The organism is Spirosoma sordidisoli, from assembly GCF_004138325.1.
GTDB classification, from domain to species: domain Bacteria; phylum Bacteroidota; class Bacteroidia; order Cytophagales; family Spirosomataceae; genus Spirosoma; species Spirosoma sordidisoli.
In genome coordinates this window covers 686,789-708,157 of sequence record NZ_SBLB01000002.1, presented here as the reverse complement: position 1 = coordinate 708,157, position 21,369 = coordinate 686,789, and the positions used below count along the sequence as shown (strand labels likewise).

Sequence of the window (21,369 nt, the reverse complement as noted above, 5' to 3'; positions counted from 1 at the left end):
GCCCCACGTGCTCGCCTTCATACAAACCATTCCGCTATACCTGTTTTCGCTGGTTTATTTAGAGATAGCCCTCACCTTTCTGCCGGTAGCAGACCGGCCTGGTTTGCTGGTCTGCTACCGGCGGGTTCAATGGGGTATAGCTATCGTAGCACTACCGGAAGTGTATTTCAACCTGTTTTCATCGGCCTGGCAAACCGACTGGCACGAAACGCAGCTCAACCTGATTCGAGTCCTCATTATCCTGGCAACTTACCTGACCATAGCGTATACCGTCTATGTCACGCTCCGGAAAACGGATGTGCTGGCCCGTTTTTTCGTCGTCGCAACGCTGGGCCTGTTGATCAGCGAACTGCTGGGTATTCTGGTTATTGTCCAGCACGGCCAGGCTGGTATACGAGCTGGACTGTTCAACCTGCCCCTACCTATTCATCCAGGGTTTATCGGCCAGTTAGGGCTGTTGCTCGACATGGCCTGCGTATCGCTGGGGCTATCGTACCGCCAGCGACGCGAAACCCGCCGACAGATACTGGCCGAGCAGGAACTGCTGCGCGAACGGGAACACCGGCTGCGCCAGCAACTTCAGTCCGACCTGGCCCGTCAGCAACTCAACCAGCAACATACAGAAGCGCAGATGCGTGCCCTGCAGAGTCAGGTCAAGACGCGGCAACCGTTGGCTTGCTTCTGCCGGCGCCGGTGTTTATCGCTACGATGGCAAATCCTTTCATCATTTTACCACCAAAGAAGGACTGGCTCATGGCAACACTATTAAATTCCTTCACGGTACACGCTTTGCCCAGTCTAACAGCGGGCCATATAAATCAGCAATCGTTTGGGTGGCTTCTTTAGAGGCATAAAGCCGCTGTAGTTCATTCACGAAAGCCTCAAATCGATAAAAGCCACGCTGGCTGGCATTCAAGTCTACCCGCTCTTTGCGCACCAGTTCGTATACATTCAGCGGGTAGTTGTCTTTGATGTAAAGCAAATGTACGCCATGCGTCATGTATTCATTAAAGATCTCATAAGCATTGCCGTAGTGATCCGAATCGCCTTTTCGGGTCCACTTTGGCCGATCATTAAATACAGTGTTGATTGCCGTCAGATGCTTGTCACTGGTGGGGTTCACAAAGTTATGATCAACCTCGGTGAAGACGATGCTGGAGTACAACCCGGCAATCTCGGCGTCAGAAAGGGTGCTCTGATTGTACGCTTTCGCATCACAAATAAACATCAAGCTCTCCTGATACCCCCGATCGGCAAATTTCTGGGTTGCGTGAGCGCCACCAATCAGGGGCGAGAAAACAATACGCTGACTATTGTAATGAATGCCCGGGAATTGTCGTTCCAGCCACGTCTGCATTTGTTTAACCGGCAAGAGTTGTTTAACCCGGGCTATGTTCTGCTGATAAAACGGTTGATTGTTCTGGTAGAATTTTCGGAAACCGGATTTCTGTACGAAATCAGCCCACTGGTATGGGTATTCGGCCATGTCGTTCGCTGCCGGCCACATAGCCTTATAAACACCTCCCTGAGTTGGTATTCCTTGCCGATTCAGGACCATGATATACGCATTCTGGCGAACGCCCTGATAGACATTATAACCACCCGTCTTTAGCTGTTCATTCAGTCGCCGAATAAGCGGATGGTTGAGCTGGGGAGTAAAATACGCCTTCAGGCGGGTGAAATAACCGCCAGTCTGATCGATCATATTGGGGTCTTTCTGACCTGCTTCTGTTAAGGCCATAGCGATATTGGCCAACTCGAACGTTTCCGGAATTTCGTAGCTAACCGTACCGCCAAACCGCCGTTGGTAGTCAGCGGAAAACTGAGCGGATATATCGCCAAAAAATCGAATCTGAATGTATTTGGTGAGGGAGCCGTTGGTCAAAGCGATTCGCTGGGTGAGCAGCTTACCCTCGTTGTGGTCAACAGTAATTTGTTGATCACCCGTAGCAAGCACAAATGAGATGAGTTTTCCTTCGTATTTCTGGGGCGAGTTGAAGTTGTTTACCGAGTCCATTTTCGAGAAATGGAACACATCAGTTAAGTTGAAGCCATTGATTGTATAGCGAAGGGTGTCGCCCCGAATCTGAAGTCGATGGGTAATGGGCACCTGTGCGAAGCTGAATAAGGAAACAGCGAGCAGGCTGCTCATTAACGCAGTTCTCATACCGCAATCGTTGGCTTTCAAGGTAGGGCTGGGTGAAATAGTGACTAGTAACTCAACGAAAACGAAAGGAGCTGTCTACTTATAAGCTTCCTGGCGGTGGTGTGATTAATCTGAGTGGTGTAAAGTACTACAAATGGGGGGATTAATAAGCCGAATATGGCTCCAAACAATGCAACCATGCCGTTTTTCGAAAAACGGCATGGTTAATCGATGACTCTAAACCGATATGGTTTGCGTTCAGTTAAGCCATGTTCATGGCCCAATGGTTATCTCACGAATCGATTTCATCGGTTATGTGCCGCTTTAGCTGCCGTATTATCACGACCGACTCATCCTTTCTGCGCAAAGACCAGCCAACAACCGGCTCTATACCAGCCTGATGCCGGCATCCTCGATGGTGATTTTCCGGTCTTTGTAGAGTGTACCGATGGCTTTCTTGAACGTTTTTTTGCTCATTTCGAGTCGCCGGTAGATCTCCTCGGGCGCGCTGCTGTCCGTTAGCGGCAGGAAACCACCCTCCGACCGGAGTTCGGCCAGGATGCGCCGGGCGTTCGGCTCTACGTTTTCATAGCCCGGGCGCTGGAGGCTAACGTCGACCCGGTTGTCGTCGCGGATATGTTTGATGTAGCCGATGAGTGGGTCACCGGGGCGCACCGTCCGGAAAATCTCGTTATGGTAAACCAGTCCCTTGTAGCGGTTATTGATGATAACGTTCATACCCAGCTCGGTGGCTTCGTAGGCCAGCAGCTGCACCTCTTCGCCCACGTACAGATCGCTCACGTCGGGGTCGAGGAAGCGGTTGACCCGGCTCGATGCAACCAGCCGGTTCGTTTCTTCATCGAGATAGACAAACACGACGTACCACCGCCCGACCTGCATGGGGCGGCTCTGCTCCCGAAACGGCACAAACAGATCTTTTTCCAGCCCCCAGTCCAGAAACGCCCCCGCATCGGTTACGGCCATTACCTGCAGGGTCGCAAACTCATCGCGCTGCACGGCCGGAACGAGCGTAGTTGCCACGGGTCGCTCGAGGGAGTCGTTATACACAAACACATCGATGGTGTCGCCCACGGCCAGATCGCGGGGCACATACTTGTTGGGTAACAGAATGTCGTCTTTGGGATCACCAGTGGGCGTATCGTTCAGGAAAAAGCCAACGCTGGTTTCACGCAGGGCGGTTAATGTGTTGAATCGTCCGAGTTTGAGCATGGGGCATAAATCACGTACCGGGGGCAAAGGTCGGCGTTTTTGCGCTGATACACGACATACCGGTAGAAACCCATCTGAAATAGGGCGATTCCCTCATTGGTTCGGCGCCGGCATCTTCTTTTATTTACAAAATCAATTGACTATCAACCCCACCCATGACTATACCCTTCACTCCCGACCTCTGGACTGTGCTGCTGGTGATGCTTACCGGCGGCATTATTGGCGGCATCGTTAATTTTTTCTACGCCCCCCTGCCCAATGGACAGCCGAACTCGCTGGGTCGCTGCGTTATTCTGGGCATTGGAGCCTCGGCGCTGGTGCCCGTCTTTTTGTTCGTTACCCAGAGCAAAATTCTCGATAAACTGTTTTACCCCGCCGGGCCAGAGCTGTCAGCCGCCGACAAGGCCATCAATCTCCTGGTTTTTATCAGCCTTTGCTTACTGGCAGCCATCTCCTCGTCGCGCTTCATTGCATCGGTCAGCGACCGGGTCATCGCCCAGTTGAAAGAAGAGGTCAAAGAGGCTAAAGAGGAAATCGACCAGACCCGAAAGGATGTGCAGGCCACCCGGCAGACAGCCGCCGAGGCCAACCAGAAAATACAGGAAAATACCGCCACGCTCCGGGGCCTCAAGGAAGTGCAGAAAGCGCGAACCCTGGCCCCCGCACGTCGGTCGGCCGCGTCTGCCAGCACCCTCGAAGTCCTGAATCAGCCCACGTCCGCATCTCATCCCGACGATCCGCAGAAAGGACGCTGGGGCGGGCTGGCCGTTCGGGAGGGTTACCAACTGTCGGCAACGGTCGAAGCGGTGGACAACGACAACGATTTTTTCGCGGTACATCTTCAGGTAACCGCACCCGACTCGGTTCAGCTCCCCGCCGACGCGATTGTGGTCTTCCACCTGCACGATAGCTTCACACCCGACGAGCACCGGGTCATGTTTCAGCAGCGGGCAGCCACGCTCGCCCTGTACGCCTGGGGGGCGTTTACGGTGGGCGCCGAAGCCCCGGGCGGCATTCATCTGGAGCTCGATCTGGCCGATCCGAACCAGGTTCCAACCGCTCCTCAAAGCTTCAGAAATCGCTGATTGTAGCCGTCGGTTTTCCGTCATATAAAGAAACCTTCGTGCAAAATGTTGATTATCAATAGACGATTATAAAGCCTACTTACGTTATAGACTCATAACCATCTGAGTTTAGTCTTGATCAAACGCGTAGGATTCTCTCTGTTGATGGCTGCTTTTCGTCCGGCCGTCTCGGTAGCAGCCAAGTTTACTCAATCGCCTATCACCTCATTTCAAACGGCCACCAGCCCGGTTTTGCTACAGGCCGACGCAACCCGTACCAGTCTGTTCATTAACTCCTCAATGCCCGCGGGGTCGTCGGCGATATCGGCTGGCAACGAGCTTCCTATGCTCGACGTCAATTTTTGCGGAGAATGTCTTCCACTTGACCAGAGTGCCGTTGCTGACCGCTGGAAACACGTTTTCACCCTCTTCCGGAACAATACCAGCGATCTGGGCAGCCTCCAGAAACGAGCCGATGCGTTTTTCCCGATCATCGACCCTATTCTGGAGCAGTATGACATCCCGCAGGACTTCCGCTACGTGCCGCTGGCCGAGAGTGGGCTGAAGGCAAAAGCCGTGTCGCCGATGGGCGCTGCGGGTTACTGGCAACTCATGCCGGGCACGGCCCGCGAGCTGGGCCTGAAAGTGGGAAAAGGGGTTGACGAACGGTTCAACGTTCATAAAGCAACCGTAGCTGCCTGCAAATATCTGCGTAAATTATACGATCAGCTGGGATCCTGGTCGCTGGTAGCGGCCGCCTACAACGCGGGGCCCGGCTATCTGAAAAACCAGCTCCGGCGCGACGCCCACCGCGACTACTACCGGATGAATCTCCCCCGCGAAACCCGTTATTACCTGTTTCGGGTACTGGTATATAAAGAAGTTCTGTCGCGTCCCGACGATTACCTGTCCTTTTTGTCGTAACGCACGATATGCCCCAGGCCAATTTACCCCCGCCCCTTTAGAGTTTATTTGGGGAAGGTATCTGCGGACTTTAGTCGGCTCGAGGGGCCGCCCTTTTTCCCCCCCAGCCCCCTAAAGGGGGAGATAGCTCCGCCGAATGGGCTCCCCATTTAGGGGGCTGGGGGGGAAAACCACCCTTCCCCAAACAAGCTCCTGGGAGACTGGCGGTAACAATGACGAAACCAGATTCCCTACACAACCCATAGTCATCGTTACGGGAAAGGCCTCCCATTCCGGGTTTATGCCGGACCGTAGTCCGCTCATAGCTTTAATAAATAAACCCTGTTGGTCTAAATCAGTTATTAGCATACATTCGCCCCGCCATTTGCGGGCACTACACGTAGCGTTTGAATGCAAGCTGACACCAAATCAACGGACTCCCCACCCTCCCGCCCTTCTATTCCCCGGCGGTTTGAGCGGTTTTTCATTAATCTGGCCGATGTGGCGGCTTTTGTAGGTCGATTTTTTCGCGAAGCCCTCCTTCCCCCCTACGAATTCAAAGAAATTATCCGGCAATGCTACGAAGTCGGATACCGGTCGTTACTGCTGATCTCTACGACCGGTTTTATAACGGGTATCGTCTTCACGAACCAGTCGAGACCGTCGCTGACCGAATTCGGGGCTACCTCCTGGTTACCGTCGCTGATTGCCATTGCGGTCGTGCGGGCCCTGGGCCCACTGGTTACGGCACTGATTGCAGCCGGCAAGGTAGGATCGAGTATCGGAGCCGAGCTCGGCTCCATGAACGTTACCGAGCAGATCGACGCCATGGAAGTTTCCGGAACCGACCCGTTTAAATTTCTGGTCGTTACGCGGGTGCTGGCTACTTCGTTCACTATTCCGCTGCTGACGATGTATACGATCTTCGTGGCCCTGATTGGTGCGTATATAAACGTAAACCAGAACGAGCAGACCAGCTTCACCTCATATATTCAGGAGGTCTTCGGGGCCATTACCTACCTCGACATTTTCATGTCGCTGATCAAATCCATTGCGTTTGGATTCACAATCGGGATGGTGGGCTGCTACAAAGGCTACCACTCGTCGAAAGGCACCGAAGGCGTGGGTAAAGCCGCCAACTCGTCGGTGGTAACCGCCATGTTTTTAGTATTCATTGAAGAGCTTCTCTCGCTCCAGATCGCCAACGCGATCCGCGGCAGCTAGGAAGCGTACGAGCATAGGGGCCAACGTCTGATTGATCGGAAGCCCTGCCGTATCTGTTGCTCCGGCGTTTCTGATTTCTCTTTTACAGGTTTATGGATGAGTTAGTAATTGACATACAGGGACTGAAAAAGTCGTTTGGCGATCTGCACGTGCTGCGGGGCGTTGACCTGCAGGTACACCGGGGCGAAAACGTGGTGGTGCTGGGCCGGTCGGGTACGGGTAAGTCGGTGTTGATCAAGATCATTGTCGGACTGCTGAAGCCCGATGCCGGCGAGGTGCGCGTGCTGGGCCAGGACGTGACCCTGTTACGGGGCCGCGAACTGGACGACTTCCGCCAGAAAGTAGGGTTCTCGTTTCAGAGCAGTGCCCTCTACGACAGCATGAGCATCCGCGAAAACCTGGAATTTCCGCTGGTGCGCAACATTCGCAACCTGAGCCGGGCCGATATCAACCGCGCGGTCGAAGAAGCGCTCGATGACGTGGGGCTGTCGCAGACCATCAACCAGATGCCGTCTGAATTGTCGGGTGGTCAGCGCAAACGGATCGGAATTGCCCGAACGCTGATGCTGAAGCCCGAAATTATGTTATACGATGAACCAACCGCCGGTCTCGACCCCATCACCAGCATCGAGATCAACAACCTGATCAACGAAGTACGGCAGCGTACCGGCGCTTCGTCGATCATCATTACCCACGACCTGACCTGCGCCAAAACTACCGGCGATCGGGTGGCCATGCTCCTCGATGGCACCTTTGAACGGGTCGGTACGTTCGACGAAGTCTTTGCCGACCCCGATGAACGTGTACAGCAGTTTTATAATTACAACTTCGTGAATTGAACAGACGCCGTCGATTCGTGTTTGATGTTCGTGGCCTTGTCAGACAAGCCGGATGTCCCGCCCGGAAAGCGAACCCAGTTACACTCAACGTATACCACAACCACTACCAATAACACCAATGCCAACTGAATCGAATAAACGTTCTGTCATTGTCGGAATCTTCGTCGCCCTCGGTATCCTGATTTTCGTTGCCGGGGTGTTCGTTCTGGGCGGCCAGCAGAAACGCTTTTCCAGCAGCATAAAAATCATCGCGGTCTTCGACGATGTTGGAGGCCTGAAAGCCGGGAATAACGTCTGGTTCTCGGGGGTAAAGATCGGCACCGTGAAGCGCATTAGCTTCTTCGGCACCTCGCAGGTCGAGGTCGATATGAACATTGAGGAGACCTCGCGGCAGTATATCCGGAAAGACGCCAGCGCCACCATCAGCACCGACGGACTGATTGGCAACAAGATAGTACAGATCGTAGGCGGTTCTACCCGATCGGAACCCGTTGAAGAAGGAGACCGGCTGAAGACGCTGGCCGCTATGAGTTCTGACAAGCTGATGGAGACCCTGCAGGAAAACAACCAGAACCTGCTGAAAGTCACCAATGACGTTAAGGAACTGATTGGCAACATCAAACGGGGGAAAGGTACCGTAGGTGCGGTTCTGACCGACTCGGCGCTGGCCGACCGGTTCCGCTCCACGATGGTCAACCTGAGCCAGGCTTCGGCCAATGCCGTCAAGGTAACGGGGGCCGTAACCCAGTTTGCCAACAAACTCAACACCAAAGGGTCGCTGGCCAACGAGCTGGTTACCGACACCACTATTTTCCGGCGCCTGAGCCGGTCGGCCGGTCGGCTCGAAAGCGCGGCCGGTTCAGCCGACCAGACGGTGGCTAACCTGAACCAGGCCTCGCAGAAGCTGAACAATACCAACAGTCCGCTGGGGGTGTTACTGACCGATCAGGAAACGGCCAACAACCTGCGGACTACCCTGCGCAACCTGAACACGGGCTCCCAGCTGCTGAACGAAGATCTGAAAGCGGCTCAGAACAACTTCCTGCTGCGCGGCTTTTTCAAGAAGCGTGCCAAAGAAGAAGCCAAACGCAAAGCCGACAGCACAGCCGCGGCTACCCCCCAGCCCTAAGGCTTACCCGATCAACTCCTGCCAGGAGATCAGCCCGATGGCCAGCACGGCCAGAGCCAGTCCAATCTTATTAGCCGTTGATAGCCGCTCCTGAAAAAACAGGGCGGCTACCAGCGCGGCTACCAAAATGACTCCGATATTATAGAGCGGATAGACCAGCGCCCCGTTACCGCCAAAAGCCGACAGCGCCAGCAGCAGCGTGTAGAAACTTAAGAAGTTAGGCACCCCCAGCGTAACCGCCCCAACCAGGCTTTTGGCCTGAAACGTTTCCCGACCCTGCACCAGCCGAACCACCAGCATGATATAACCGGCTACGATAGCCCCCAGAACCATAGTCAGGGTAACCTGCACGGTTTTATCGGTGGTGGGTATGTAGCGCAGGTTCATGTAGTTGATCATGGTGTTGGTGGTGCCGTAACACAGGAACACCGCTACCGGCAACAGTACCCCGGCCCCTAGCCGACGGGTTGATGGCTGACCCTCGACGGGTTCAGCGCTCTTTTTGTACGTACTCAGCCCGACCGCTACCAGGGCCAGTACCAGACCTACGTAGTTCAGCGCGTCGAACTGCTTGCTTCCCGTACCGAAGACAAACAGGCTGAAACAGACCGGAATGACCAGCGACAGGTTGTTAGCCAGTGAGGTAGCGGTAATACCCATACGCTGCGTACTGACGCCGGAAAGCAGAAATGTCAGGATGAAACCGACTCCCAGCGCCAGCGCCAGCCAGGTCCAGGTCTGGCTGAAATCGACCGAAAAGGTCTGGCCCGCCGGAAGCAGGGCGTACCCGGTCAGAAAACAAACGGTATAGTTGAAAACAATGGCCTGGAAGGTGTTAATGTCATAGCGCGGGAAGAGCCGGAAGTTCAGCAGCAGCACCACCGAAAGCAGAATACTCAGAAACAGAAGAAGCATGGGAACGCCTGCGAAGAGGTATTTTTCGGGCGAAGTTACACCGACCGACGGTTGCACGTGTATCTTTAACGGCTCGACCCGAAAAATGCCTTTCGTTATGAATCGGTTTCTGTATGCTTCCGTCCTCGCTTTCCTGCTTCCCCTGATTGCCGTTGCTCAAGCCTCCTGGTCCGTCTCCCCCACGGTTGCGCCTGTGTTTACCCGTACCCAGTTCGTACAGCGGGTGCTGTACCCGAACAGCGACGGTCAGCTGGTAGAACCCGTCTATCTGAACGGAGGGTTCTGGTCATCGGGGGTGATGGTGGGCGCGTCGATTCAGTATAGTTGGGCACCCGGCTGGTCGGTCAGTACGGGTGGGTGGTTCCGGTCATCGACCCTGCGTCAGAGCCGGCTTGCCAACGATGGCACCACTACGGTCAGACAGCGTAGCCTGAGGCTCCCGCTCCTGCTGAACGCCCGTACGTCGACCCGCCGGTTGTCGCCCTACCTGTCGATCGGCACTCTGATCGACGTGCCCATGCAGGCCAGGATCATCGTGAACCGGACCGACGAACCTATCCAGCGGCTGCGGCTCGACACCGAACCGGGGCCCTATTTTCACCTGCTGGCCGGAGCCGGTGGCCATTATCAGCTCAACAGGCAGTATGCGCTCATCGTGCAGCCCCTGATTACCTACAACCTCGGCCGCTTCGGTGGTATCCGGACCCATAATCCTTCCACTGACCTGGGCCTGCTGACCCAGCTCACCTATTCGTTCTGATCCGCAGCCCCTAACGCTTCCTCTTACACCCCATCCCGATGAAATCATCTTTCCTGATCCTGCTGTGTCTGTCAGTTTTGGAGCCCGCTGTTATCGCCCAAAATCAGCCCCTCTCCACGCCGGCGGCCACCGACCGGTTCGTCACCCGGCTGATGGATAAAGCGGGCATTCCGGGCCTGTCCCTCGCCCTCATTCGCCACAATACGATAGCCTACAGCCAGGGATATGGCTTAACCAAAGCCGACTCGACCCAGCGGGTGACCCCGGCCACTGTTTTCGACGCGGCTTCGCTGAGCAAGCCGGTCTTTGCCTACGCCGTACTGCAACTGGTTGAAGCGGGTAAGCTCGACCTCGACAAGCCACTCTACGAATACCTGCCCTATGCCGACGTAGCAGCCGACGAGCGATACAAAAAAATCACGGCCCGGCTCGTGCTTAGTCATGCTTCAGGCCTGCCCAACTGGCGAAAAAATCGACAATCGAACCAGCTGGCAATGCGATACAATCCCGGCGAGCGGTTCGGCTACTCGGGCGAAGGCTTTGTTTATTTGCAGAAAGTCGTCGAAAAAATTACGGGGAAGCCGATCAATGAACTGATGATCGAGCGGGTGTTCAAGCCCTTGCAGATGACCCGGAGCAGCTATGTCTGGCAACCCGCTTTCGAGGCTGACTTTGCCTACCCTCACGACAAAGAATCCCAGCCAGAGGACAAAGGCCGATTTACGCAGCCCAACATGGCGTACTCGCTGCAGACAACCGCCGACGATTATGCCCGGTTCGTGCTGGCGATCCTAAATGCAAAAGGGCTGAAACCTGCTACGATCGATCAGATGCTCTCGCACCAGCGCCAGCTGCCCAAAACGTTTTCGGGTACGGAACCGCTGTCGCCGGGTTTATTCTGGGGGCTGGGGATTGGCATCGAGAGTACCCCGACCGGCGACTATTTCTGGCACTGGGGCGACAACGGTACGTTTCGGTGTTATGTAACTGCCGACCGCAAACGGGGCGATGGTATCGTTTACTTCACCAATAGCTTCAACGGGCTGGATATTGCCGACGACATGGTTCAGCAGTTCATTGGCGGGGAACATCCGGCTCCTGCGTTTCTGGGTATCGATTAACGACCAGTCGATAATACCCGGCGAGCGTGTTGCCAGCCGGGTGCCTGATAGCGCAGCGTCGGTAGCCGCGTTCGGTTTTCGTCTTTCTCATTCAGGTTGTCGGCTCAGGGCCTGCCTTAACTCAAAACTACGCCATGAACAAACACGTCCTTGTGCTGCTATGGCTGCTCATCGGGTACGCCCCGGCCAGCACAGCGCAGCGGGTTGCCATCCGGCAGACTGACCAGTCGCCCCAAAGCCGGTACGCGGTAGCGCAGCTGACAAAGGCCCTCAGCAGCCGGTCATACAGCGTACAGAGCGGTAACCAGCCGGCCGACTTCAGCATCCGGCTGGCACCGGCCAATGCCGGGCTGGGTGCCGAAGCCTATTCGCTCGACTGGCGTCAGAAACAGCTTACCATTACCGGTGGCGATGCAAGAGGGATGATTTACGGAGCACTGTCGGTTGTCGAAGACCTGACAAACGGGATGGCCCTGCCGCAGCTTAAACCCCGCAGCGAACGGCCACATCTGCCCCTCCGCGCCATTAAATTCGACCTTCCCTGGGATACGTACCGACATAGTTACGCGCTCGACCTGCACTATGAAACATGCCGGGATACGCTCTACTGGCAGGCGTTTCTGGACATGATGGTGGCCAATCGGTTCAACGCACTCAGCCTCTGGAACCTGCACCCCTACCCGTTCATGATCCGGCCAACCAACTTCCCGGCGGCTACCCCCTTCAGCGAGACGCAGATGGCCGACTGGCAGCGGCTCTTCAAAGCTATCTTCCGCATGGCCAGTGAACGGGCTATCGAGACGTATCTGATTCCATTCAATATCTTCACCAGCCCCGAATTTTCCAAAGCCTATAACCCCAACCCCGCCCTGAATAACCTCGACCATAAGCACTTCGTCGATGGAGATACCTCGGCCATTGTGAAGCGTTACACGCGCGAGTGCGTTACGCAGGTACTGCAGGAGTACCCCGAACTGACCGGGTTCGGGCTGACCCTGGGCGAAGGAATGGGCGGCATGACACCCCAGCAGCGCGAAGACTGGATGAACCAGACCATTATTGAGGGCATGCGCCAGGCAGGCCGGAAAACGAAACTGGTCCACCGCATTCCGTTCTCCAGCACAACCGGTTCGCTGGGTATTACGAGTGTCGAGACCGAAAAACTGACCCGAAAATCCATCGAGCGCGAAGGGGCACTGGACTTTATCGAAGGGCCAATCTGGGCCGATCTGAAATACAACTGGTCACACGCCCACTCCACACCGACGCTGGTCAAAGTGCATGGCGGCAAACTATACGACACCTACTTCAACCCCGTTCCGTCGGCCTATAAAGTGACCTGGACCGCCCGTAACGAGGATTTTTTCTGCCTGCGCTGGGGCGTGCCCGAGTTTGTACGGGCGCACGTCAAAGCCAACAGTCAGCCCTATGTCGGTGGGTATTTCCTGGGTTCCGAAACCTACATTCCGGCCCGCGACTATTTTACAGCCCCCGGCGGACCGGTCGACTGGCGGTACGCGTTTGAGCGGCAATGGCTATTTTACAAACTGTGGGGACGGCTGCTGTACAATCCGGCCACCGCCGATGCGGTGTTCCGGGCCGAGTTCGTGCGTCGGTATGGACCCAAGGCCGGCCCATTGCTGGAGGCCTACGCGCTGGCGTCGACAACGCCACTCCGGCTGGCCTCGGCCTTCGACTTTACCTGGGATTTCTCGCTCTACAGCGAAGGGATGATGGCGCACGACGCCGACAAAAACGTATCATACATCTCTGTTAACCAGCAGATCACCCAGCCTACCCTCGACCCATCCTATGTGTCGGTCAGCGACTATGTAAAGACTTCCAACGCGGGTGGCACGTTCGACCTTGACAAAATGACCCCGGCCCGACTGGCCCGTTTGCTGGAGCAGGACTGCCAGAAAGCGCTGCAACTGGTGAAGCCCATCCCGACTGCCGCCAGCCGATCGCTGCGGTACGAAGTGGCCGACGTGCAGGCATGGGCCAATCTGGGTTTGCATTTGGCCGAGAAGCTGCGGGGTGCCGTTGCGCTGCAAACCTACCGCACTACCGGCAACGAGACCAGCAAGCAGGCCGCGGTTCAGCACCTGAAGGCCGCCCTTCGCTACTGGGATGCGGTAATTGCCATTACTCGTCCGCTCTACAACGACATGCCGCTGGTACACCTGAGCGAACAGAAAGGCAGCACCTGGGCCGAAAACGACAAACTCCAGTTTCACTGGGCGAAGCTAAGACCCGCCGTAGCCGCCGACATCACCATTGCCGAGCAGGCCACACCCATTCGGGCAGACTAAGCTACGGGTAGGTTCAGTCGGCCAGCAGCGTTCGGTCTTCGGTGAGCAACCGCATCCGATACGCGTTCATGGCCGTACGACCGAGCTGATTGACCAGCCGGTAATTGACCACGATACCGACAGCGGCTCCGATGCCGGGAACAAGCTGCGCCATTTTAGCTAGGTCGATGTAATCGCGGTATTCCTGCTGGAAGGTCTGCCAGTCGAACTGGTTGATATCCTCCGGCAGTTCACGGCTGTGTCGGGGCCAGTCGGCCAGGTGTTTGTAGACCGCCTGCCGCCGTTCCTGACTCGAGAAGGCCAGCTGAAAAATGTACAGCATATATACCCGCTCGCGGTAGTCGCTGACCTGATACCCGTAGAGGGCTGCGATCTCGAAGAGCATTTTCATTTTCAACGTGAGTAGCAGCGGGAAGTCGGCCAGCCCGAGCAGCAGGCCACCTGCCCCCGTTACGCCCCCTTCGGCGGCACTGGCATTCCGATAAAACCGGATTCGCCCGGCAACAGCCGCGTCCCGCTCGGTCAACGTGAGCCCCTCGGCGGGTTTGCTGGTTAGAAATCCGGCGCCAAACAGAACGCCCCGGGTCATTTGTTTGATAGCGGTCGTGATGACATCATGCACACGCTGCGGAATCATTCGGTTGATTCGGCGCTGCCACTGGGCTGATAGTTTTCCGAAGCCGGATGGCGGGCGCTGCATCGCTAGCTGCCAGCGGGTTAGCTCAGTTCGGACGGCGGTTTCGTAGGGGGTCATGGCAGGAAAATTCAGACTTTTTCGTATCTTAAACGAATCTTTGCCGACTCCGGTGCGTTTTTTCTTTACATCTTTGTTATACCCAACCTTCTAACAGCCGCTTGTCCTTATGAAGAGAATTGTCGTGTCGTTGTCTCTGATTGCCTTGCTGAATGTAGCCAGCACCGCCCCCAGCGCTACCCGTACAGTTGCTTCTGCCACGCCCACATCGTCTGTAAAAACGGCCGCTTCCGGCAAATCCTTCGGTCATCTTGCTGTGTATGACCTGCTCAATCTGGGCCAGTCGGGTCTTCAGAAAGAGGTATTCGAATACGCCCTGCGTGGCTGGCAGAAAATGGGAGCTTCCAGGCCAATCCTGTCTATAGTAGATCTGAGTCAGCCCTCTACCAAAAAACGGTTTTATGTCGTTGATCTGCTCAACAAAAAACTGCTATTCAACACCTACGTGGCCCACGGTCAGCACTCGGGTGACCTGATGGCCAGCCGTTTCTCGAACATCAATGCCTCGTTCCAGAGCAGCCTGGGTTTCTACCAGACGCTGAATACCTATATGGGGAAACATGGTCTGTCTCTTCAGCTAAAAGGGCTCGAGAAAGGCTTCAACGACCAAGTCTATAACCGCAACATTGTTCTGCACGGCGCCGATTATGCCTGCGAGGACTTTATTAAGAAAACCGGCCGGCTGGGTCGCAGCCAGGGTTGCCCGGCCGTACCCTATGCCGACTCGAAAAACATCATACAGGCCGTCAAAGGCGGTACCTGTCTGTTTGTTTACGCCCCCAATCAGGACTACCTGAAACAGTCGGCTTACTTGTCGAATCCGTACACGTCTTTGTAGAACCGGAGCCGCCCGGCCGCGTCTACATCGGCCGTGTTGTAGGCGATGAACACCGGAAACGGTTTAGCCACGGCCATCGTCTGCGGTTTCTGATCGATCAGGCATCGGTTCATAAACCCTTTGTCGAACGTTTCTTTGCCCAGCACGAAGTTGGCCAGCTCGACGGGCTTCTGTACCCGTACGCAGCCATGACTCCGCCAGCGGTCGGCGGTGAGGGTAAACATATCCCGCCCGTTCGTATCGTGCAGATAGATAGCCAGCGGATTGATCAGGTCGAACTTGATCAGTCCCAGCGCATTCTCGCAACCCGACGCCTGCCGGATGCGGTACGGAAAGTTGGTTTCTGACAGGCTGGCCCAATCGACATCCTCGGGATCGACAACCTTATCCCGTTCGTCCAGCACCTCCAGATTCTGGTTGTACAGAAAGGCCACATCGCGCTGGATCTTGGGCAGCATTTCTTTGGTAGCGATACTCTTCGGCACGTTCCAGTACGGGTAAGCCACGATGTTCTGGATGGCCGTTGTCATGCAGGGAGTCCGCTTGTCGGCCTTACCGGCAATGACCTGCATCGGCAGCAGACGCCGACCGCTCCGGTCAAATACATTGAGCTCGCCCGCCGGTATGTTGACCACAACAAACCGATCGCCCGCAAACCGGTTGGTGTATCGGTAGAAGTTGAGCGACTGCCGGATAATTCGCAGTGAATCGGCCATGGCGGGGCGGCTACCGGCCTGTTTCCGAAGTCGGTTATAATGGCCTACCAGCTGCTTGTAGGGGCCGAACGTAGCGGCACGGGCCAGCATATCATCGACCGACGCAGCATCGGCCTGGCGCGCCCAGGACGAATCTACGGCTTCTCTCAACCCGTTGAACTCCATGCGCGATGGCTTCTTGCCGTAACGAACCTCAAGCAACAGCCTCGCCCGCTTATCGTCAAGCTGGGCCAGGGATGGCTGTGCGCCGGCGGCAAAGCGACTGGTATCGATCCCGACAGAATCGGCATAGCGGCAAACCTGATGCAGACTTTGGGTAGCCGCTGCCAGTTTTTCGTTCTCCTGCTCAACCTGAGCCTGCTTTTCCCGGTCGGCGGCCCGCTGAGTAAGCAGGTAACGACCCACAAAAAACACAATAACAATCCCGGCAATGACGCCGATTACCAGTCCAATTTTATTTTTATTCATGTTCATACGTTGACTCTGCTCGTCTATTGATAACGCGTCGGACCGGGTATTGGTTATACAGACGCACTAAACGAACGAAGGCGTTCCTCTCGAAACGCCTTCTTCAGTACCCATTTGCCCTTAACTGTAGGGCGGTTTATCGATATCTACTTTACCATCGCGGTTCCGGTTGGGATGGGTGGTCGCCACATCATCCTCTTCGGCATCGTCGGCCGGGGTTGTATCCAGGCCGCTCACCGGCGTGTCTTCCGGAGAGTCATTACCGGGTAGTTGGGTCGCTTTGTCGGAGCGGTCGCCTAAGCCAGCGGGCGAAATTGCCTGTTTGGCACGCAGGATATCTTCTTTTTCGGGATCTTCCATACCGTTGTTCGTTTCGGGTTTCTATTAATCTACTACACCGATAGAACACTCACCGACCGCTATTGTTTGTCGGCAGCCATCCGAAAGCGAGGGTAAGGAGCGTTGCCTTTCGTGGCAAACCACAGAATTTCGTTCATCAGCTCGTCCTCGCCCGTGTCGATACCTTCCTCGGCCTGTTCAACCGATTCGCGGGCGTAGTGCAGCGCCCGGCCGCGCAGGCTCGACAGGGGTTTATTCATCTCGTCGAGCCGGACGCGGTTAGGCAGGGCGGTAAAGGGCACCGGATTGGGCTGGTCGATAAAGCAGTCGAACATGGGTAGCGCCGTTGCGTCGATCACGTTCATGGGCGGCAGGCCCAGAATCTGTTCGATCGTCCGGATCATGGATGTCTGGTTATAATTGGTTCTGACGGTGCGTCGAAGGCGTGAATACGGACTGATCACGAAGCCGGTCGTACGGTAGGCCGACACGTGATCCCAGCCGGACTGCGAGTCATCTTCGGTAATGAAAATAACCGTATTGGCCGCGAATCGGCTCTTGCTGATGGCTTCGACAATCCGCCCCACGGCCAGGTCATTGTCGGCTACCATGGCGCGGGGGGTCGGAAATTCGGGGCTCATACCGGCCGTGTGATCGTTGGGCAGCGACATGACCATCAGGTTTGGCCATTCGTCGCCGGGGCGGGCACTGGCTTCGTTCAGTTCCCGGATAAACGCATCGGCCCGCATCTGGTCATTGATCGTTTCGTCATCGCAGCCGGGGAAGTCCATCGCCAGAATAGGCCTTACCCGCGAAATGGTGGTGGTATTGGTAAACGAAAACGGCTGTCCGGCCTGTCGCATCTGGTAGAGCTTTTGCCAGTCGTACTGTTTCTTATCGAATTCGCAGGTGCAGGCTTCGCCGTAGATCCGGACGGTTTTGCCGTGATCGAGGGCGTTGTTCCAGATCATTCCTTTTTTGTTGTAGACCAGCGCGTCGTACAGCACGTGCGGATAGGACCGGAACCAGGCCCGTACGCTTTTCTCGGTATAGTCGGTAACCATAGCCGCATCGGCCCAGTGATGCCCCTCGGCCGACGACTTGCCCGATACGTAATAGTTGTCCAGCAGCATAAACTCGCGGGCCAGCTGGTGCTGGTTAGGCGTTACGCTGTCGCCGAAGACACAGAGCGACGGCATGCCTTTTCCCTCGCGCATGTCGCCCAGCACCTGATCGTAGGTTCGGTTTTCCTTGATGATGTACACTACGTGTTTGAAGACCGATGGCTCGCCGATCCGCTCGGGTACCGGACGGGGAGCCCGGTTGGGTCTGGGCAACTGCTCCGCCAGGGCCAGCCGAAACTGGAGACTCATCCTGCGGACATCCGCCGTATAGTTCACCAGCTGGGCCTCCGTCGGCACGGCAATGCAGGAGAGCGTTGCCAGCTGCCGATGCGCTGTATACGCCTGCTGACCGGGCTTTTGTGGCTGAGCAGTCTGGCTCGTTCCCAGCTCGACGGCGGTAGCAATCCGAGCCCCATTTCCTTCGAGGTTGGCCACGTACAGCTCGTTACCCAGACACAGAACCCCGGCCGGGTAAGCCTGCGTCGGCACATAGCCCCGAACCCGGCTGCTGTCGGCCAGCGACACGACAGCCAGGGCATTGTCGAGACCGTTGGCCACATAAAGTGTCGTTTCGGTGGGGTCGAGCGCCAGGGCGTTGGGGGTGCTGCCAATGTAGGCCGTCTGACCGCGAAACAAACCTACGGCGATCGAATCGGTTACCCGCCGGGTTTGCGCATCGATGACTGAAATGTTATCGCTGTTGCCATTTGCCACGTAAAGCACCCGACCATCGCGACGACTGATGATGGCATTCGGGTGCAGCCCTACCTCGATGCTGGTTTCTGGCTTTCCCGTTTTCAGGTCGATTACCGTTACCGACCCCCGGGCCATGGCACCGGTACGGGGATCGATATAGGCAGCGCCCCAGGGTACACCGGCCGTTTCGTGGGTACTGGTCGAGTCGGGCACGGGTCCGGCCCAGTTCGTTACGTAGGCCTGATCACCCGCCAGCGCCACCCCAAAAGGAGCAACGCCCGTTTGGGCCGTCCAGACCACCGATCGATCCGAAAACCGAACCTTGGCCAGCTGATTATTCCCGTTCAGCACCACGTACAGATATGTCTCCCCGCCTTCGGCCCGCACGGCTACGTCGTTGGCCAGCGCAATGGGAGCCGGCGCAACTGGCACGAACGGCAGCAGCTCCACCTTCCCTATGGTACCATCGGCCCAGGAAGCAATCATGAGTCCGGACTGGCCTTTTTCGCGCTCCGACGCGCCCCAGACGATATAGGTCTGATTCTGGTGGCTGAACACCTCTATACCGGAGTACGTACTCATCAGCGCTTTGTAGGCCGGCACATCACGGAACGTCCACCGGTGCACGATCCGCCGGCTCGGCCGGTCCAGCACCGCAATGCCGTAGCGATCCTCAATGACCAGCTGCGTCTGGCCCGGCAGCAGCGCCATGTCCAGCGTATGGTTCTCGAGTTTCGGGTCGCCGTAACTCAACACGGTTCCGGCCGACTGGGTAAGCCGGTTATACGGCATAATGGCTGGCGAGCGGTCATCGAGACGTTGCTTATCCGACCGGTGTCTATAGGCTCGCGGCTGCGCGGCCGACAGGAAACTGAGCAGGCACAGACAAACGAAAAGAACAGGTGTTTTCATAAAAAATCAGGTAGCGGTGTTTGGGGAAGGGTGAATTTCACCCCCCAGCCCGGTAGGCATGGCGTATAGCAAATAGTCATCAGGCAGCCCTGGCCACCTGATGACTATACACGCTAAAGCAGACGTTACGCGGAATTAATAACTGGCGTTCTGAGTCAGATAGCCCGGCAGGTTCGAAGCGCCATCGATGGCCGTTTGCGGAATGGGGAAAAGGCGCTTCTGCCGGTCGGCATTTGTCTTCTCCGTCCAGGTACCTTCGTACTTGCCGAAACGGATCATGTCGGTACGGCGCTGGCATTCCCAGTACAGTTCAAACCCGCGCTCCCGGAACAACAGGTCCAGGTTCATACTGGTCAGCGCCGGAGCCGGTGTGCTGGCCGTACGGGAAGCCCGAACCGCGTTAACATCAGCCAGCGCCCCGGCCGCGTCGCTGCTCTTACGCAGTTTGGCTTCGGCCCGCATCAGATACACATCGGCCAGGCGTACAATGGGGATGTCGACATCGCCCAGGTTACGACCCGACTGCGATTTCGGGCTAAACTCATACTTCAGTACCCGGTACCCGGTGTTGTAGTTGCTACCCGCCACGCTGAAGTCGATCTGCTCGGTGAAATTGACCGGCAGGGTTGGCCGGTTGCGGGTGATGTGGACTAATCGGCCAACCCGGTAGTTACTGCCGCAGCGAACAAACGCACCGTTTACCCGCAGCAGGCCATATTGCTGCCCGCGCAGGATACCCCGATCCATCACAACGCTACCCGCCGTCATGCAGGAGTCGGCCGGAATATTCAGGTTCTTCCGATAGAAACGCGGGTCGATGCCAGCCGGGTCCTGCGGAGCGTAGGCGTTTACCCACGTCCGGTAGAAATCAGGCGTAATGGCCGGGCCGTCGGTGCCGTTTGCCCCCGTGAAGGCGGGCAGCGGAAACTGATCGCCCGAGAGGGAGAAGTACGCCAGACGATTGTGTCCGTTCAGCTCCGCCCGTTGATCGACCGCAAAAATCAGCTCTTTATTCGTATGGTTGTCGGCATTGAAAACCGAGAAATAATCAGGCGCCAGCTGATACTGACCCGAGCTGATAATCTTATCGGTGTATTCGATCACCTTGTCCATGTCTTCGGTTTTGAAAGCGAACTGGGCTGCGTAGGGATCGCGGTATACAGCTGCGTTCAGATACAGGCGAGCCAGCAGGCCCCAGGCGCCCCCCTTGGTCAGACGACCGGGACCGACGGTGGTCAGCAGGTCGGGCTCGGCCGCGAGCAATTCGCTTTTGACGTACTCAAGCGCCTGCTCACCCCGCAGGATTTCCGAGGTGGCCTGCGGGTCATCTTTTTTGAATACCAGCCCGAACAGATCGAGCAGCATCATGTTGTAGTACGCCCGCATACCCCGGGCCTCGGCCAGGTACACCTTCGTGTTGGAGTCATTGATGGTCGGAAGGGTATTCAGCGCGGTAATCGAGCGCGAAATGCCCTGCGCCAGGATCAGCCAGGTATTGCGAAGGTTGGGATCGGTACTGGTTGGCAGGTGCTGGTGCAGCGCCAGGTAGATGCCGTTGTCGCCCCAGTCTGTGCCGCCCCGGTAGGGCAGAATCGCTTCGTCGGTCGAGATTTCCTGAACGGCGAAGTAGTTGGTATGGGTAAACAGATCCGGCAGGCGGGCGTATACCGGCGCCAGGTTCCCGTCCGCGGCCTGTCGGTCGGTCAGACCCGTCACCGACGACTCGTCCAGTACATTTTCTGTCAGATCGGTACAGCTATTCAAAACCAGCAGGCCGAACAGCATCAACGATGAAATAACTATCTTTTTCATACTATATCTTGAGTTACGGGCCAACAGCAGCCGGGGTTCGGACCGGACGATCCGGCACGGTCCGGCT

At 56.4% G+C, this 21,369-nt stretch carries 18 protein-coding genes; 10 read left to right on the top strand and 8 right to left on the bottom strand.

The genetic code is table 11. The features are described 5' to 3' along the window. Positions 1-7 precede the first annotated feature (7 nt). Entirely contained in the window at positions 8-769 is a 762-nt protein-coding gene (locus EQG79_RS11545) for a hypothetical protein (RefSeq protein WP_129601540.1), read from the top strand. A gap of 6 nt (positions 770-775) precedes the next feature. Here EQG79_RS11545 and EQG79_RS11540 read toward each other — a convergent pair whose 3' ends face one another. Beyond that, a complete protein-coding gene (locus EQG79_RS11540; RefSeq protein ID WP_077923374.1) occupies positions 776-2,167 on the bottom strand; it encodes a DUF4932 domain-containing protein in 1,392 nt (463 codons plus the stop codon). A gap of 366 nt (positions 2,168-2,533) precedes the next feature. Continuing rightward, positions 2,534-3,376: a CvfB family protein gene (locus tag EQG79_RS11535; protein ID WP_129601539.1), complete on the bottom strand. Its 843-nt coding sequence runs from the start codon at positions 3,374-3,376 to the stop codon at positions 2,534-2,536. 155 nt (positions 3,377-3,531) lie between these two features. Here EQG79_RS11535 and EQG79_RS11530 point away from each other — a divergent pair, with 155 nt between their 5' ends. From EQG79_RS11530 to EQG79_RS11510, 5 genes are all read left to right on the top strand, one after another. Next, positions 3,532-4,461, top strand: coding sequence for a YEATS-associated helix-containing protein (locus EQG79_RS11530; protein WP_129601538.1), 930 nt, complete (start codon positions 3,532-3,534; stop codon positions 4,459-4,461). A 144-nt stretch (positions 4,462-4,605) separates the two neighbouring features. Further along, positions 4,606-5,364 (top strand): lytic transglycosylase domain-containing protein, encoded by a 759-nt coding sequence (locus EQG79_RS11525; protein ID WP_077923377.1) that lies wholly within the window; start codon positions 4,606-4,608, stop codon positions 5,362-5,364. Between the two features lie 390 nt (positions 5,365-5,754). Next, positions 5,755-6,567, top strand: coding sequence for an MlaE family ABC transporter permease (locus EQG79_RS11520; RefSeq protein WP_077923378.1), 813 nt, complete (start codon positions 5,755-5,757; stop codon positions 6,565-6,567). Between the two features lie 92 nt (positions 6,568-6,659). Beyond that, positions 6,660-7,406, top strand: a complete 747-nt coding sequence (locus EQG79_RS11515; RefSeq protein ID WP_077923379.1) for an ABC transporter ATP-binding protein — start codon at positions 6,660-6,662, stop codon at positions 7,404-7,406. A 118-nt stretch (positions 7,407-7,524) separates the two neighbouring features. Then, the gene (locus EQG79_RS11510) at positions 7,525-8,535 is read left to right on the top strand and encodes an MlaD family protein (protein ID WP_077923380.1); all 1,011 of its coding nucleotides are present in this window, start codon (positions 7,525-7,527) and stop codon (positions 8,533-8,535) included. A gap of 3 nt (positions 8,536-8,538) precedes the next feature. Here EQG79_RS11510 and EQG79_RS11505 read toward each other — a convergent pair whose 3' ends face one another. Beyond that, positions 8,539-9,450: an EamA/RhaT family transporter gene (locus EQG79_RS11505; RefSeq protein WP_129601537.1), complete on the bottom strand. Its 912-nt coding sequence runs from the start codon at positions 9,448-9,450 to the stop codon at positions 8,539-8,541. A 97-nt stretch (positions 9,451-9,547) separates the two neighbouring features. Between EQG79_RS11505 and EQG79_RS11500 the strand changes: the two genes are divergently transcribed. The 3 genes from EQG79_RS11500 (at position 9,548) to EQG79_RS11490 (ending at position 13,643) form a co-directional block, all read left to right on the top strand. Continuing rightward, entirely contained in the window at positions 9,548-10,210 is a 663-nt protein-coding gene (locus EQG79_RS11500; RefSeq protein ID WP_165358876.1) for an outer membrane beta-barrel protein, read from the top strand. 38 nt (positions 10,211-10,248) lie between these two features. Next, positions 10,249-11,331: a serine hydrolase domain-containing protein gene (locus tag EQG79_RS11495; protein WP_129601535.1), complete on the top strand. Its 1,083-nt coding sequence runs from the start codon at positions 10,249-10,251 to the stop codon at positions 11,329-11,331. Positions 11,332-11,465: 134 nt separating this feature from the next. Continuing rightward, positions 11,466-13,643 carry a glycoside hydrolase family 20 zincin-like fold domain-containing protein gene (locus tag EQG79_RS11490; RefSeq protein WP_129601534.1) on the top strand — a complete coding sequence of 726 codons (2,178 nt, stop codon included), beginning with the start codon at positions 11,466-11,468 and terminating at the stop codon, positions 13,641-13,643. 13 nt (positions 13,644-13,656) lie between these two features. On the opposite strand, the gene EQG79_RS11485 is transcribed toward EQG79_RS11490, so the two are convergent. Beyond that, the gene (locus EQG79_RS11485) at positions 13,657-14,397 is read right to left on the bottom strand and encodes an EcsC family protein (RefSeq protein ID WP_077923385.1); all 741 of its coding nucleotides are present in this window, start codon (positions 14,395-14,397) and stop codon (positions 13,657-13,659) included. 109 nt (positions 14,398-14,506) lie between these two features. Here EQG79_RS11485 and EQG79_RS11480 point away from each other — a divergent pair, with 109 nt between their 5' ends. Continuing rightward, positions 14,507-15,235, top strand: a complete 729-nt coding sequence (locus EQG79_RS11480) for a murein L,D-transpeptidase catalytic domain family protein (protein ID WP_129601533.1) — start codon at positions 14,507-14,509, stop codon at positions 15,233-15,235. Here EQG79_RS11480 and EQG79_RS11475 read toward each other — a convergent pair. The 4 genes from EQG79_RS11475 to EQG79_RS11460 form a co-directional block, all read right to left on the bottom strand. Beyond that, positions 15,205-16,419, bottom strand: a complete 1,215-nt coding sequence (locus EQG79_RS11475) for a L,D-transpeptidase family protein (protein ID WP_129601532.1) — start codon at positions 16,417-16,419, stop codon at positions 15,205-15,207. The genes EQG79_RS11480 and EQG79_RS11475 overlap by 31 nt on opposite strands. Positions 16,420-16,539: 120 nt before the next feature. Continuing rightward, on the bottom strand, positions 16,540-16,779 hold the full coding sequence (locus EQG79_RS11470) for a hypothetical protein (protein WP_077923387.1): 240 nt from the start codon (positions 16,777-16,779) through the stop codon (positions 16,540-16,542). A 59-nt stretch (positions 16,780-16,838) separates the two neighbouring features. After that, a complete protein-coding gene (locus EQG79_RS11465; RefSeq protein ID WP_129601531.1) occupies positions 16,839-19,490 on the bottom strand; it encodes a YncE family protein in 2,652 nt (883 codons plus the stop codon). 135 nt (positions 19,491-19,625) lie between these two features. Then, positions 19,626-21,302: a RagB/SusD family nutrient uptake outer membrane protein gene (locus EQG79_RS11460; protein WP_077923389.1), complete on the bottom strand. Its 1,677-nt coding sequence runs from the start codon at positions 21,300-21,302 to the stop codon at positions 19,626-19,628. Between the last annotated feature and the right edge of the window lie 67 nt (positions 21,303-21,369).